15 protein-coding genes are annotated in these 14,701 nt (G+C 66.8%); 8 read left to right on the top strand and 7 right to left on the bottom strand.

Annotation, left to right across the window (positions count from 1 at the left end; genetic code table 11):
* Nucleotides 1-29 precede the first annotated feature (29 nt).
* From H0P51_RS04510 to menD, 3 genes are all read right to left on the bottom strand, one after another.
* Nucleotides 30-1,181 (bottom strand): glycosyltransferase family 4 protein, encoded by a 1,152-nt coding sequence (locus tag H0P51_RS04510; protein ID WP_180916834.1) that lies wholly within the window; start codon nt 1,179-1,181, stop codon nt 30-32.
* Between the two features lie 64 nt (nt 1,182-1,245).
* Nucleotides 1,246-1,734: a DUF3592 domain-containing protein gene (locus H0P51_RS04505; protein WP_180916833.1), complete on the bottom strand. Its 489-nt coding sequence runs from the start codon at nt 1,732-1,734 to the stop codon at nt 1,246-1,248.
* Nucleotides 1,731-3,371 (bottom strand): 2-succinyl-5-enolpyruvyl-6-hydroxy-3-cyclohexene-1-carboxylic-acid synthase, encoded by a 1,641-nt coding sequence (gene menD / locus H0P51_RS04500; RefSeq protein ID WP_180916832.1) that lies wholly within the window; start codon nt 3,369-3,371, stop codon nt 1,731-1,733. Before menD ends, H0P51_RS04505 begins: the two co-directional genes overlap by 4 nt.
* Nucleotides 3,372-3,448: 77 nt before the next feature.
* Here menD and H0P51_RS04495 point away from each other — a divergent pair, with 77 nt between their 5' ends.
* Nucleotides 3,449-4,954: a serine/threonine-protein kinase gene (locus H0P51_RS04495; RefSeq protein ID WP_180916831.1), complete on the top strand. Its 1,506-nt coding sequence runs from the start codon at nt 3,449-3,451 to the stop codon at nt 4,952-4,954.
* A complete protein-coding gene (locus tag H0P51_RS04490) occupies nt 4,951-5,448 on the top strand; it encodes a hypothetical protein (protein WP_180916830.1) in 498 nt (165 codons plus the stop codon). The genes H0P51_RS04495 and H0P51_RS04490 overlap by 4 nt, the downstream gene beginning before the upstream one ends.
* 1 nt (nt 5,449) lies before the next feature.
* On the opposite strand, the gene H0P51_RS04485 is transcribed toward H0P51_RS04490, so the two are convergent.
* The 3 genes from H0P51_RS04485 to H0P51_RS04475 are packed head-to-tail and all read right to left on the bottom strand — an operon-like array spanning nt 5,450 to nt 8,831.
* A complete protein-coding gene (locus H0P51_RS04485) occupies nt 5,450-6,238 on the bottom strand; it encodes an alpha/beta fold hydrolase (protein ID WP_180916829.1) in 789 nt (262 codons plus the stop codon).
* Nucleotides 6,235-7,212 (bottom strand): o-succinylbenzoate synthase, encoded by a 978-nt coding sequence (locus H0P51_RS04480; protein ID WP_180918738.1) that lies wholly within the window; start codon nt 7,210-7,212, stop codon nt 6,235-6,237. Before H0P51_RS04480 ends, H0P51_RS04485 begins: the two co-directional genes overlap by 4 nt.
* A gap of 20 nt (nt 7,213-7,232) precedes the next feature.
* Nucleotides 7,233-8,831 carry an amidohydrolase gene (locus H0P51_RS04475; protein WP_180916828.1) on the bottom strand — a complete coding sequence of 533 codons (1,599 nt, stop codon included), beginning with the start codon at nt 8,829-8,831 and terminating at the stop codon, nt 7,233-7,235.
* Nucleotides 8,832-8,896: 65 nt separating this feature from the next.
* Here H0P51_RS04475 and fadD8 point away from each other — a divergent pair, with 65 nt between their 5' ends.
* The 4 genes from fadD8 (at nt 8,897) to H0P51_RS04455 (ending at nt 12,638) form a co-directional block, all read left to right on the top strand.
* The gene (gene fadD8, locus H0P51_RS04470; RefSeq protein WP_180916827.1) at nt 8,897-10,498 is read left to right on the top strand and encodes a fatty-acid--CoA ligase FadD8; all 1,602 of its coding nucleotides are present in this window, start codon (nt 8,897-8,899) and stop codon (nt 10,496-10,498) included.
* Nucleotides 10,499-10,594: 96 nt separating this feature from the next.
* Complete coding sequence (locus H0P51_RS04465; protein WP_180916826.1) at nt 10,595-11,050, top strand: nitroreductase family deazaflavin-dependent oxidoreductase; 456 nt, start codon at nt 10,595-10,597, stop codon at nt 11,048-11,050.
* The gene (locus H0P51_RS04460) at nt 11,050-11,739 is read left to right on the top strand and encodes a hypothetical protein (protein WP_180916825.1); all 690 of its coding nucleotides are present in this window, start codon (nt 11,050-11,052) and stop codon (nt 11,737-11,739) included. The genes H0P51_RS04465 and H0P51_RS04460 overlap by 1 nt, the downstream gene beginning before the upstream one ends.
* Nucleotides 11,736-12,638: a 1,4-dihydroxy-2-naphthoyl-CoA synthase gene (locus tag H0P51_RS04455; RefSeq protein ID WP_180916824.1), complete on the top strand. Its 903-nt coding sequence runs from the start codon at nt 11,736-11,738 to the stop codon at nt 12,636-12,638. Before H0P51_RS04460 ends, H0P51_RS04455 begins: the two co-directional genes overlap by 4 nt.
* A gap of 91 nt (nt 12,639-12,729) precedes the next feature.
* Here H0P51_RS04455 and H0P51_RS04450 read toward each other — a convergent pair whose 3' ends face one another.
* Complete coding sequence (locus H0P51_RS04450) at nt 12,730-13,032, bottom strand: hypothetical protein (RefSeq protein WP_180916823.1); 303 nt, start codon at nt 13,030-13,032, stop codon at nt 12,730-12,732.
* Between the two features lie 247 nt (nt 13,033-13,279).
* On the opposite strand from H0P51_RS04450, the gene H0P51_RS04445 reads away from it, so the two are divergent.
* Together H0P51_RS04445 and H0P51_RS04440 are read left to right on the top strand one after the other, a co-directional pair.
* Nucleotides 13,280-14,158, top strand: a complete 879-nt coding sequence (locus H0P51_RS04445) for an SDR family oxidoreductase (protein ID WP_180916822.1) — start codon at nt 13,280-13,282, stop codon at nt 14,156-14,158.
* A gap of 50 nt (nt 14,159-14,208) precedes the next feature.
* Nucleotides 14,209-14,595 carry a VOC family protein gene (locus H0P51_RS04440; protein ID WP_180916821.1) on the top strand — a complete coding sequence of 129 codons (387 nt, stop codon included), beginning with the start codon at nt 14,209-14,211 and terminating at the stop codon, nt 14,593-14,595.
* The last annotated feature ends 106 nt before the right edge of the window (nt 14,596-14,701 follow it).

Raw genomic sequence — 14,701 nt, 5'->3', positions numbered from 1 at the left:
CGACGCTACCGTGGCTACCGCAGGAGCACTCAGGCCCTTCGCGTACGCCCTACCGCGGCGCGCGCACGAGCGGCCGGCGAAAGCACCGCCTCGTAGTGCCCGAGCAGCTCGTCGCAGATGACCGGCCAGCTGCGTCCCAGCACACTGCGGCGGGCCGCGGAAGCGTACCGCGACCGCTCGGTCAGCAGCTGGGCGACCGCGCTCGGCAGCCGCGCCTCAAACTCCTCGACAGGCAACAGCAAGCCGGTGCGACACGGCGCGACCAGATCGCGTGGGCCGCCGGCGTCGGGGGCGATAACCGGCAACCCCGACGCCAGCGCTTCCTGCACGACCTGACAGAACGTCTCGTGCTCGCCGGGGTGCACGAATACTTCCATACTGGCGTACGCCACGGCGAGTTCGTCGCCGTAGAGTGCGCCGGTGAAAACCGCTGTGGGCATTAGTGACTGCAACTTGACGCGGTCCACGCCGTCGCCGACGACGACCAGGCGCACCGAGCCCCCGGCCGCCAACACCGCCAACCGCTCGACATGTTTCTCCGGGGCCAGCCGGCCGACGAACCCTACGATCGGCCTGCCGTCCGGGGACCACCGCCGCCGCAGCGTCTCGTCGCGCGCCGACGGGGCATAGCGCAGCAGGTCGACCCCGCGACCCCAGCGATGAACACGCGGGAAGCCCTGAGCGGCAAGGACTTCCATGGTGGGGGTGGAGGGCGCCAGGGTACGGTCGGCCATACCGTGCAGGTGCCGGAACCACGCCCAGGCGGCTCGGGTGGCTGTCGGGATGCCGTAGCTCGCGGCGAAACCCGGCACGTCGGTTTGGTAAACAGCTACCGTTGGCACACCGAGGCGACGGGCCGCCCGCAGCCCCCCGTAGCCGAGCAACGCCGGTGAAGCCAGGTGCACCACGTCGGGGTCGAATCCGCGCAGCGCCCGCAGCATCCGGGGTGTGGGCACCCCTAGCGGTAGCGTCGTCACCTTGGGGAACATCCGCGACGGCACCCGGTGCACCCGCACCCCGTCGTGAAGGCGATCGGCACGTGGCTCACCCGGTGGATTGTCCGGAGCGATGACAAGTGCCTCGTGACCGGTCCGCCGCAGGTGCTCGAGGACTCGGACGACCGAGTTGCTGACCCCGTTGACCTGCGGAAGAAACGATTCGGCGACGATAGCAACGCGCACGTCGACCACGTTGGCAGCGCCGACTGTCGAGAAGGTTGCGCAGGGGGATACTCGACGCGAAGATCTAGTGCTTGAACCGCTTGTCCAGGACCGCGAGACCGATCAGCGCGGCCGCAGCCAGCAGCCAGGCCGCCACGGCGATGGATCCGGCGGGGATGATCGCCAACCCCGCGTTGCGGTGCTGCACCCGGACCAGGTTCGGGTCCTTCTTGTTGTATTCGACGTAGATGCGCATTCCGGTGGCCAACTCGGACGGGTACAACACGCCGAGTTCCGGCCGATAAGTGACGCGGTCGGGGGTGACGAACTCGATCGTGGAGCGTCGCGGGCCGGCACTGAGCACCTCGGCCTGAGCGACACCCATGTTGCGTCGGATCGCCAGGTCGTTGCGGAAGGCGCCGGCCACCAACAACACCGACTGCAGCGTCACCAGCAAAGTGACGATCAGCACGGTGATACGCACCCAGCGCACGACTATCCGCGGCCGGGTCTGCGGCGGTGCCGCAGTGGCGTCGTGAACCAGTATGCGCCACAAGGCTTTCGGTGATTTCACAATTCCGCCCGAATGGCGGCGTGCAGCTGTCGAAGTGACGACCGGTCGGCTTTGACTTCCAGCACGCGCATCCCGCCCGCGGGCTCGCCCAACGCCGACGCCAGCTCGTGGACCTCAATCTGGCGGCTCTCCACGTGGTACGCGCGACACAACGCGCCGACGTCGACGTCGTGGGGGGTGCCGAAAACCCGCGACGACACGTCGGAAAACCGGGGGTCGCCCTGCTCGAGCAGCTCGAATATGCCGCCGCCGTTGTCATTGGACACCACGATGGTCAGGTCGCGCGGCACCGGCTCGGTAGGCCCGATCAGCAGCCCGGAGCTGTCGTGCACGAACGTCAGGTCTCCGATGAGTGCGATGGTTCGCCCCTGGTGGGCCCGCTCGTGCGCCAGCGCCGCCCCGATGGTGGTGGACACCGTCCCGTCGATCCCGGCGACTCCGCGGTTGGAGCGCACCCGGATACCGTGCGTGTCCAGCCCAACCAGCGCCATGTCCCGCACCGGGTTGGAGGCACCCAGCACCAACTGGTCGCCCGGGTGCAAACTGTCACTGACGGCGGCGGCAACGTGCAGTCCCGTGGTCAGCGGATGCTCGACAAGCTGCCCGCGCACCGCAGCCAGCGCCCTTCGGTTCAGCTCTGCGCAACGGCGCAACCAGGCCGGGTCCGGTGCGCCGGTGATGACCGCCCGGGTACCGGTGGCCTGCGAGTTACCCGAGACGTCGGGCCAGCGCGGACCCGTCGTCAGCGCGAAAACCGGCACCTTGGAATCGGCCAGCAGCGCCGACACCGGGCGGTGCAGCGTCGGCCGGCCCAGCATGATGACCTGCTGGGGGCGCAGCAGCGGCAACGCCAGGGGATGCAGTGGGTTGCCGCCCGACGCCGGCGCCGGCGCGGTGGGCTCGGCAACGGTCGGCAATTCCGCGAGGTTGGGGTGCACACCCGCACCGTGGCCCGCGATGACGACGGTGTCCGGCGTCAGGTCGATGTCCAGCGGCTGGTCGAAGGTTACCGGCGGGGTAAAGGTCCACGGCTTGCCTTGCGGACGGCCGTCCGGGGCCTCGTGTGGTTCAAGATCGGGCACCAACGGTTCACGCAGGGGGATGTCGAACTGCACCGGGCCGGCGTTCGCGCTTCTCGAACCGGTAGCGGCGGCTAGCACCCGACAGGTCGCCGAGCGCCACGTCGCGTTCAGCGCGGCGATGTTGTTCGGCGCGTCCTCGGCCAAGCCCAGGCTGATGGCCGCGCGTACCTGGGTACCGAAGTAGCCGAGCTGCTCCATTGTCTGGTTGGCCCCGGTGCCTAACAGTTCGTAGGGCCGGTTGGCCGAGAGCACGATCAGCGGCACACGGGCGTAGTTCGCTTCGACCACCGCCGGTCCCAGGTTGGCCACCGCGGTGCCCGACGTCATTGCGATGCACACCGGGGCGTCCGCCCCGATCGCCAGGCCGATCGCCAGGAAACCGGCGGTGCGTTCATCAATGCGCACGTGCAGCCGGATCCGGCCGGCCCGGTCGGCATCCTGCAGTGCGAAGGCCAGCGGCGCGTTACGTGAGCCCGGGCACAGCACCACGTCGCGGACCCCACCGCGGATCAACTCGTCGACGACGATGCTGGCCTGAGTCGTCGAAGGATTCACTACTACAGGGTGTCACATCTGCGCCCCATGCCGTGCGGGGCCGAATTTGCGGCCGCTAGTTAGTAGGATTTGCTGTCATGCCGCTACGCGATGGCGACGTCTTTGCCGGTTACACGATTCTGCGCCTACTGGGCTCCGGCGGCATGGGCGAGGTGTATCTGGCCCAGCACCCTAGGTTGCCGCGGTTGGAAGCGCTGAAGATTCTGCCCGCATCGCTGACCAGCGACGCCGAATTCCGACAACGTTTCAACCGTGAGGCCGACCTGGCGGCCACGCTGTGGCACCCCAACATCGTGGGTCTGCACGACCGCGGCGAGTTCGATGATCAGCTGTGGATCACGATGGATTACGTCGAGGGCACCGATGCGGCGCGCTTGCTGCCCGAAACCGGCCCCAACGGGTTACCGGAACAGCAGGTGCTGGAGGTGGTTGCCGCGGTCGCCGACGCCCTGGATTACGCACACCAGCGCAACCTGCTGCACCGAGACGTTAAACCGGCCAATATCCTGCTCACCGGGTCCGAGCTCGATCAGCGGCGAATCCTGTTGGCGGACTTTGGGATTGCCCGGCGATCCGATGAGATCAGCGGTCTCACGGCAACTAACGTGACGGTCGGATCGATCGCGTATGGGGCACCCGAACAATTGACGGGCGAGCCGCTGGACGGCCGGGCGGACCAATATGCGTTGGCCGCCACCGCCTTTCATCTGCTCACTGGTGTGCCGCCGTACGAGTCTTCCAACGCGGCAGTGATCATCGGCAAACACCTCACCGCACCACCACCGGTGCTGGCCGAGCACCGCCCGGCACTAGCGCGGCTGGACGCGGTGCTCACCAAGGCGATGGCCAAGGATCCCGCGCAGCGGTATCCGCGGTGCGCGGATTTCGCGCAGGCGCTCGGTGCGGCGATGGCCACGGAGGTTGCAGCGCCGAGCCAACCGGCGACGCAACCGGCCCCGATGCAGCCACCAGTCGCGGCACCCGAGTACCCGGCCCCCGCTTGGCGGCCACCCGATCCACCCGGAATTCCACAGACGAAGCCCTGGCAGCCGGGACCCTGGCAACCAATTCCTTATCCTGCGCCGCCGTCGACAAAGCGCCGTTGGCCCGCGGTCCTGGTCCCGTTGGTGTTGGTAGTGCTGCTCGCCGGTGCGGTCAGCTTCGCCGCAACCGAGGTCTTGCGTCCGCAGGCGGTCTCTACCGCAGCACCACAATGGCAACCGTATGTCGACTACGCCAAGCAGTTCACGGTCTGGTTGACCAGTCTGAACCCGCAGTCGGCCACCAGTGACGTCCAGCGGATCCTGGATGGGTCCACGGGCGAGTTCCACGACCAATTCGCAAAGACGAGCACAAGTTTCACCCAGGTTGTCATCGATTCGAACGTGGTGAGCACGGGGACGGTCAGCAGCGCGGCCCTGAACTCGATCACCGGCACGACGGCACAGGTCCTGGTCGCTTCGACAGCGAAAACAACGAGTGCCAGCGGGTCCTCCCAGGATCCTCGGCAGTACCGATTGATCCTGCGCGTCGAGAAGATCGGCGACGCCTACAAGGTGTCCAAAGTGGAGTTCGTGTCATGAGACGGGTCGCTTGGTGGGTGCTGGTCGTCGCCTTGACGGCAGCCACTCTGGCGTCCGTGGCCGTCGGCGGCTGGCAGTTCATGGCCAAGACTGCACAATCGGCGCCCGTAGCCGACCAACCCAGTGCACGGGAAGCGGCGATCAAGGCCGCGTCCGACGCCACCGTGAAGGTGTTGAGCTATACCCCGGCGACCTTCGACGAGGACAACCGGGCGGCGCTCGCACTGCTGACCGGCAACTTCCTGGAGTCGTACCGGAAGCTGACCAGCGAGACCATCCGTCCGGCCGTACTGGAGAAAGGCACCGCGGTCACCACCACGGTTCGGCAGGCCGGGGTGGAAAGTCTGACCGCCACCTCGGCGGCGATCCTGCTTTTTCTCAAACAGCGGACGACGAGCCGAGACAGCGAGCCGAAAGAAACCACCAGCGGGGTGCGCGAGGGCCTGGTAAAGGTGCACGGGAGCTGGCTGATCAACAGCTTCGACCCGGTCTGAGCTAAGCCCTAACCCCCGCGAAGAACTTCAGCATCGCGGCATTGACCGCCTCCGGCCGCTCCAAAAACCCCAGGTGGCCGGTGTCGGGGATCTGCAGGTAGCGACCGTTGGGCAGCGCCTCGGCGACCTCGCGTCCCAAATACGCCGGCGTTATCACGTCGTCGGAGAAACCGATCACCAGGACCGGCGCGGCAATGTTGCGGTAGGCGGGCAATCGATTGGTCTGCGGCGCGATATCGAGCTGACAGCGATAGCCCGGCGTGACCTTGGTCGGCCACATGCTGAACATCGCGATCCAGTCTTCGACGGCGGCATCATCGTTGAGGGTCTTCCGGGAAAAGTTTTCCAGCAGGCGATTCTTGGCGTCGACCGTGGCCGGTAGCTGGGCACCGGACGCGTCCAGGTCGACTTCGGCCTGGTGGAAGAACTGACGGGTGCGGTCCAGCCGGCCGCGGGTCGCCATCAGCACCGCCGAACTGACCAGCTCGGAGCGAACCACCATAAGTTCCTGGGCAATGAAAGAGCCCATCGAGACCCCGACGATCCGGGCGGGTCCGAGGTCCAGCGATTCGATCAGGGCCGCGGTGTCGGCGACCATGGTCTGCGTGACGAAGCCACTGGCGTTCTCGGTGGCGCCGATGCCTCGGTTGTCGAACGTGACGCAGCGATATCCGGCAGCCGTAAATGCTGGTACTTGGTGCAGATGCCAGGTGCGGCCAGCACCGCCGCGACCGGAGATGAAGACAACCGGCTCACCGGTCCCCTTGTCGTCGTAAGCCAGGTTGATCACTCGACCGACGGTACAAGCAACGGGTAGCAGGCCCGGACCCGGTCGATCCACCACTGCCGCCGCTCCGCCGGTGCGGCCAGCGTCCGCAGCCGCGCTGGGTCTGGCGTCACAGGCCCAGCAGGCAGGCAGCCCTCGACGGGGTCGGCAACCTCGACGACGTCATCGACGAATAACCTCCCGGTGCCCAGTCCGCAGGCATGGTGCAGCTCCGGCAACGCCGCGGCGGCCGTCAGGCCGTAGCCGATACCGACCGCCGAATCGAGCGCACTGGAAACCACGATCGGAATGTCGATTTGCGCGGCAATCGACAGCATCACCGAAATCCCGCCCAGCGGAGCAACTTTGAGCACCGCAATATCGGCGGCGCCCGCGCGCACCACCGCCAGGGGGTCGTCGGCCTTGCGGATGCTTTCGTCAGCGGCGATCGGCACGTCAACCAGGTGGCGCAGTTCGGCGAGCTCGGGAACCGTCGGGCAGGGTTGCTCGAGGTACTCCAGCGGCCCGTCGGCCGTCAGCGCAGCGGCGGCCCGCGCGGCCTGCGGGACCGTCCAGCCGCCGTTGGCGTCGACGCGCACTATGGGGACCAGGTCCCGGACCGCGTTCACCCGGTCGATGTCGTCGGCCAGGGACTGCCCAGGCTCGGCGACCTTGACCTTGGCGGTAGCGATACCGGGAAATCGCGCCAGCACGTTGGGCACCTCGGCGGCGCTGACCGCCGGGACGGTCGCGTTGATTGGGACCTGGTCGCGCCGCGCCGGCGGCGGCTGGCCGTAGGAGGCCTCGACGGCCGAGGCGAGCCAGTGGGCGGCCTCGGGCGGCCGATATTCGACGAATGCGCCGAACTCCCCCCATCCGGCGGGACCCTCGATGAGGGCAAGTTCCCGGCTGGTGATGCCGCGGAACCGCACCCGCATGGGCAACGTCACGACGTGCAGCCGATCCAGCAGGTCGGATAGTGCCGGGACGTCGACCATCGACAGACGCGCCGGAACCATCAATAGACCCGCCGGCCGGCCAGATACGTCGCACGGACCTGCAGGTCGGCGATTTGCTCGGGCGGCACCCTCCGCGGGTCGTCAGACAACACCACCAGGTCGGCGTACTTGCCGATCTCGACCGAACCGATCACGTCGTCGCAGAACAACTGCCAGGCGGCGTCAATGGTCTGCGCCCGGATCGCCTGCTCGACGGTGAGCCGCTCCTGCGGGCCCAGCACGCGCCCGCTGGGCGCCACCCGGGTCGCGGCGACGCTGATGTTGCGCAGTGGCTCCTCCGGCGTGACCGGCGGGTCGTTGTGCAGCGAGATGCGCATGCCGGTGGCCACCGCCGACCCGGCCGGCATCCAGCAGGACCCGCGCTCTGGCCCGAACAACCCGTCGACGATGACGTCGCCCCAGTAGTGAATCTGGTCGACGAAGATGCTGCAGGTGACGCCGAGCGCGGCCGCACGCTGCAGTTGCTCGGGCCGGATGGCACCAACGTGCTCCAGACGCAGCCGGTGATCGGGCCGCGGATTACGTTGCAGCGCTTGCTCATAGACATCCAAGATGGTGTCCACGCCGGCGTCGCCCTGGACGTGGCAGGCCATCTGCCAACCACGCGGTAGGTAGGCGTTGACGATCTCGTCCAGCTGCTCGCGGGTGTAGTTGGCGCAGCCGCAGGATCCCGGCGTGATGCCGGCCGATCGCGTGGCCGGGGTGTCCAGGTAGGGAAACGACAAGGCGATATTGCCGATCCAGGGCGAGCCATCCACCCAAATCTTGATACCGATCTGCCGCAGCATGTCGTCGCCTTGGCCGGGCGTCGCATCGGTGTGCAGCTGGGCGTTTGAGACCTCGTAGGTGCGCAGTCGCACCGTCAGCTCACTGTGCAGCTGCTGCACCAACGGACCGAACTTCGGGTCGAACGCCATCTCCGAGCACGTGGTCAGCCCGGCCCGGTTCAGTCGGGCGCACTCGGCGCGCAGCATGTCGGGATAGCCGTCGGCCGCGATGGCCCCGCCCAGCAACGGGAACACCGCGCCGATCTCCTCGGCGGTGCCGTCGAGTTCACCGGCGGAGTCGCGACCGTACTTGGCGCCCTTGGGGTCGGGGGTGTCGCGGGTCAAGCCGTTGAGTTGCGCGGCCCGCGAGTTGAAGTAGGCCTTATGGCCGGAGTTGTGGATGATCACCAGCGGGCTGTCCGGCGCGATGCCGTTCAGCCAGCTCAGCGTGGGTTCGGGCAGGCCGGGTTGCAGCAGCGAGTCCCAGCCGTTCAGGTAGGCGCCGTGCGGCTCACGGCGGGCGACTTCACCGCGTACGGCGGCGACGACGTCGTCCGGATCCCGGATGGTGACGGGACGGATGTCGACGATGCGGTCCGACAGCGCGACGGCCTCCATTAGCGGATGGCCATGCGCCTCAACGAATCCCGGCATGATGCAGCCGTCGCCGATGTCGATGGTCTGGGTATCGGGACCGACGAGCGGCGCGATGTCGGACCTGTCCCCGACGGCGATGATCCGGCCCTCCGCGATGGCTAGCGCCCCCGCTGTGGGCTGCTTTTCGTCGACGGTCAATACCGTTCCGGTGAAGACGACCTCAGCGGCGCTCATATGCAGAAACACTAGTCGCCAAGGGTGGAGCCAAGCAGAATTGCAACACGTTCTAGTCTTGGTTCATGAGTGTCGATCTGTTGCGCAATCCCACCCATAACGGCCACCTGCTGGCGGGCGCTCTTAAGCGCCACAAGAACCGTCCGGTGCTGTTTCTCGGCGACACCACGCTGACCGGCGGTCAGCTGGCCGAGCGGATCAGCCAGTACGTCCAGGCGTTCGAATCGCTGGGCGCCGGCTCCGGTGTCATGGTCGGCCTGCTGGCGCTGAATCGCCCCGAGGTACTGATGATCCTCGGCGCCAGCCAGACGCAGGGCTATCGGCGCACCGCACTGCATCCGCTTGGTTCGCTGGACGACCACGCCTACGTGCTCTCCGACGCCGGCGCCAGCGCGTTGATCATCGACCCCAACCCAATGTTCGTCGAGCGTGCCCTGGGCTTGCTGGAAAAGGTTCCCTCCCTGGAGCGGATCCTGACCATCGGGCCGGTGCCCGAGGCGTTGGCCGGTGTGGCGGTGGACCTGAATGCCGAGGCAGCCAAGTTCGAGCCGAAGCCACTGGAGGTCGCCGACCTGCCGCCGGACAACATCGGCGGCATGGCCTACACCGGGGGCACCACCGGCAAACCCAAAGGCGTGATCGGCACCACCGGAAACATCGCCGCCATGACGCAGATCCAGCTCGCCGAGTGGGAATGGCCCGAGCACCCACGGTTCCTGATGTGCACGCCGCTGTCGCATGCCGGCGCGGCATTCTTCACCCCGACTGTGGTCAAGGGCGGCCAGATGGTGGTGCTAGCCAAGTTCGACCCGGCCGAAGTCCTTAAAGTTATTGAGGAACAACGCATCACAGCTACCATGCTGGTTCCGTCAATGCTGTACGCGCTGATGGACCACCCGGACTCGCGCACCCGCGACCTCTCGTCGCTGGAGACAGTCTACTACGGCGCCTCCGCAATCAACCCGGTGCGCCTGGCCGAGGCGATCGAGCGGTTCGGCCCGATCTTCGCTCAGTACTACGGCCAGTCCGAGGCGCCGATGGTAATCACCTACCTGGCCAAGGGCGATCACGACGAAAAGCGACTCACCTCGTGCGGGCGTCCGACGCTGTTCGCCCGGGTTGCACTGCTGGGCGAGGACGGCAAGCCGGTACCGCAAGGCGTGCCGGGCGAAATCTGTGTCAGCGGACCACTTTTGGCCGCTGGCTATTGGAACAAGCCGGAGGCGACCGCCGAGGCCTTCAAGGACGGCTGGCTGCACACCGGAGACATGGCCCGTGAGGATGAAGACGGCTTCTACTTCATCGTCGACCGGGTCAAGGACATGATCGTCACCGGCGGCTTCAACGTGTTCCCGCGTGAGGTCGAGGACGTCATCGCCGAGCACGCCGCGGTCGCGCAGGTGTGCGTGGTCGGCACACCCGACGAAAAGTGGGGCGAAGCGGTGACAGCGGTTGTGGTGCTCCGGGCCGACGCCGCCCGCGACGAGGCGTCGATCGAAGCGATGACGAATGAGATTCAGGCGTCGGTCAAGGACCGCAAGGGATCGGTGCAGTCACCCAAGCGAGTGGTCGTGGTCGACGCGCTGCCGCTCACCGGACTGGGCAAGCCGGACAAGAAGGCGGTCCGCGCACAGTTCTGGGAGGGCGCCGGGCGCGCGGTGGGCTAGCCACCTGCCCCTCCCTGGCCAACCTCAGACTGGTGCGAGACTCGGTGCGTCGAGGAGGGAGATTCCTCCGGCCGCCAGGACGGTAACGTCGCTGCTATGGCCAGTGGCAAATCCGTCAAGCCGCCGTGGTGGCTGAAGCCCATGAACAAGATTTTCATTCGTTTGTCGAAGTTGGGGTTGAGTTTCGGAGGCGAAAGTCCGGTCGTGCTGACCGTGCCGGGCCGCAAGTCCGGCGCTCCGCGTTCCACCCCGGTGACCCCGATGACCCTGGGCGGCCAGCGCTACCTCGTGGCGGGCTTTCCTGGCGCCGACTGGGTGAAAAACGTGCGAGCCGCAAGTGAAGCCACGCTGACCCGGGGCCGCACTAGCGAGCGCGTCCGGATGGTGGAACTGTCCCCGGACGACGCCCGGCCGGTGTTGCGGGCGTTTCCGACCGAGGTCCCCACCGGCGTCGGGTTCATGAAACGCTCTGGACTGGTCAAGGACGGCCGCCCCGAGGAGTTCGAGGCCCTGGCGGGACGGTGCGCCGTCTTCCGATTCGACAAGATCTGATGTTGCGCGCGTTGGCCGCTGCAGTGGTGGCTGCGGCCGGCTGGCTTAGCCTCGCACCGGCAACGCATGCCTCGCCCGGGTGCCCGCCCGGCGGCGCCGCCCTGCCGCCCGGCAGCGTGCAACGGCAGGTGGGCGACCTCGATGGCGACGGCTTGCCCGACGCGCTGTGGATCGGGTTAGCGCAAGGCGAGAACGGCGCCACAACTCGTTTGCTGGGAGTTAGTACCGCCAGCGGCGCCAGGATCGCCGTACCTGTCATATCTGCGAGCCCGATTCCCTTGCGCGCCTTGGCTATCGATGCACAGCAGAACGGTGATCACCAGATCCTGGTCAGCGATGGGCGGGGCGCGTACCTCTACGCATTCGCACAGTGCGAGCTGCAAGCGGTGGTGGACAACCACTACGGCAAGCCGTTCGTGTTCGACTTGCAGAACCTGCGCGACACCGGCACCGGCATCGGCTGCAGCGACCTCGGCGACGGCCGTCGCCTCGTCGCACTGCAGGCGCTCGATGACGGCGTCCAGTGGACCGTGCGGCGCACCGAAATCAACCTGGACGGAACCCGCGCCACCACCGGGCGCTCCGATACGCTGACGGCCGCCTCGCCCCAGGACCCCGAGGTGACATCCGCGCATACGATCAGCTGCGGCAACCTCACCATCGACCAGGATGGAGTTCAACAGCCTTGACTGCCAACCCCTTTGACGCCGCTATCTGGAGAACCGTCGACGGATTCGACGATCTGACCGATATCACTTACCACCGTCATGTGGCCGACGCGACTGTGCGGGTGGCGTTCGACCGCCCGGAAGTGCGCAATGCGTTCCGCCCGCACACCGTCGACGAGTTGTACCGGGTACTCGACCATGCGCGGATGTCGCCCGACGTCGGCGTTGTGCTGCTGACCGGCAACGGGCCTTCGCCCAAGGACGGCGGATGGGCATTCTGCTCCGGTGGCGATCAGCGCATCCGCGGACGCAGCGGCTACCAGTACGCCAGCGGGGATACCGCGGAGACGGTGGATGCGGCACGGGCCGGGCGGCTGCACATTCTCGAGGTGCAGCGGCTGATCCGATTCATGCCCAAAGTGGTGATCTGCCTGGTCAACGGGTGGGCGGCCGGCGGCGGGCACAGTCTGCACGTGGTCTGCGACCTCACCCTGGCCAGCCGCGAACACGCGCGGTTCAAACAAACCGACGCCGACGTCGGAAGTTTCGACGGCGGCTACGGCAGCGCATATCTGGCCCGGCAGGTGGGCCAGAAGTTCGCCCGCGAGATCTTTTTCCTGGGCCGGCCGTACACCGCCGAGCAGATGCATCACATGGGCGCGGTGAACGATGTCGTCGACCACGCCGATCTGGAGGCCGTCGGTGTGCAGTGGGCAGCCGAAATTAACGCGAAATCGCCTCAGGCACAACGGATGTTGAAGTTTGCGTTCAACTTGCTCGACGACGGACTGGTGGGCCAGCAGCTGTTCGCCGGGGAGGCCACCCGGCTCGCGTACATGACCGACGAGGCCGTCGAGGGCCGCGACGCCTTCCTGCAGAAGCGCCCACCCGACTGGAGCCCGTTCCCCCGGTACTTCTGAAGCGCGCGTCGCGGGTGGCGAACGCGTTGAACCGACATCGCGGGAGTACTACGGTTCGCCATCATCGTCCGGGTTGAGTGGTCGTTCGCCATCATCGTCGGGGTTGAGTGGTCGTTCGCCGGTGGTGCATACAGCTGGTGCGTGGTTGTTGGTAGTCGAGGTGCGCTTGACCCAGGGTGCCGCCCAACTCCTGAGCCGCAGCCTGCACGGCAAGCTGATTGATCATGGCGTGCCCGGGCACCCGCAACTTACGCACCACCCGCTGCAGGGCCTCCTGAGCATGCAGCAACTGCACCGTGGACTGCGTCTCAAAACTCAACTCACACAAGCGATCCGCATACACATCCAGCCCGTCGAGGACCCGGTCGATCTCCTCCAACGAACCCGCGGCCATGCCCCCAATCGTAGGAACAGGCACCGACAAGCCCTCCGCCACTTGTCTAAGTGTGCGCGAAATCCGCTGTGCCGGTTTACTTCATACGTGTCGCATGGGTCTATTGCTCAGCGTGACCTAAAGCTCCCGGGCCTGAAATTGCGGGCAGTACAACCCTTTCCAGCAGGCAGCCGAGAAATTCGGCCAAGTGCCGCCACCGAAACCGACTCAGCAACACCCGCGACAGCAGACCCCCTAGACTTCCTTCGTGAGTAAGAGTCCGCTGCGCCGCCTGACCGACCAACTCGTATTGGCCAGCATGCGCCCACCCGCGGCGCCACAAGTGCTGCTCAACCGACCGGTGATCAAGCCCGTCGATCTCGACGGCAAGCGCGTGCTACTTACCGGCGCCTCATCGGGCATCGGTGCGGCCGCCGCCGAACAGTTCGCCGAGCGCGGCGCCACGGTCGTGGCGGTTGCCCGCCGTCAAGACCTGCTCGACGAACTGGCCGACCGGATCACCGCAAGCGGCGGCACGGCAATGTCGCTCCCGTGCGACGTTTCGGACATGGACGCCGTCGACGCGCTGGTCGCCGACGTCAACAAGAGCATCGGCGGGGTCGACATCCTGATCAACAATGCCGGCCGGTCCATCCGCCGCCCGCTGGCCGAATCGCTGGAACGCTGGCATGACGTCGAGCGGACCATGACGCTGAACTACTACGCGCCGCTGCGGCTGATCCGCGGGCTGGCCCCGGGCATGATCGAGCGCGGCGACGGCCATATCATCAACGTTTCCACCTGGGGTGTGCTCAACGAGGCAGCACCGCTGTTCTCGGTGTACAACGCGTCCAAGGCCGCGCTGACCGCGGTGACCCGAATCGCCGAAACCGAGTGGGGCCCCAAAGGTGTGCATTCCACGGCGCTGTACTACCCGTTAGTCGCCACCCCCATGATCGCCCCGACCAAGGCTTACGCCGGGCTGCCCGCTCTGACCTCAGCCGAGGCCGGCGAATGGATGATCACCGCCGCCCGCACCCGGCCGGTGCAGATCGCACCCCGAATGGCCATCGCGGCCAAGGCGTTGAACACCGTGGGCCCGCGCTGGGTCAACACGTTGATGCAGCGCCGTAACGGTTCCGACTGACCCGCGCCTGGTAGAGGCTCCGACTCGCCCGCGCGTGATAGACACGAGTGATGGAGATACTCGCGAGCCGTATGCTGCTTCGGCCGGCCGACTACGAACGCTCGCTGAGCTTTTACCGGGACGAGATCGGGCTTGCGATCGCCCGTGAATACGGCGCGGGCACAGTATTTTTCGCCGGCCAATCGCTGCTGGAACTGGCCGGCTTCGGGGACCCGGACCATTCCCGAGGCCCCTTCCCCGGCGCGCTGTGGCTGCAGGTGCGCGACCTGGACGCGACCCAGACCGAGCTGCGCGGCCGGGGCGTGCCCATTGCGCGCGAAGCACGGCGCGAACCCTGGGGTCTGCACGAGATGCACGTGACGGATCCCGACGGCGTCACGCTCATCTTCATCGAGGTTCCCCGAGGTCATCCGCTGCGCGCAGACATCCGGCAGTGAGCGTGAGCGAACCAAGGGTGAACTACTAGGTAACATCTGGCGACGACTGGCGATATTCCTGCATTTCACCTAATCAACCGTTCGACAACGGAATACTCCGACTACC

The sequence above is a fragment of the Mycobacterium vicinigordonae genome, assembly GCF_013466425.1.
Classification (GTDB): domain Bacteria; phylum Actinomycetota; class Actinomycetes; order Mycobacteriales; family Mycobacteriaceae; genus Mycobacterium; species Mycobacterium vicinigordonae.
This window is presented reverse-complemented; position numbering and strand designations above follow the sequence as displayed.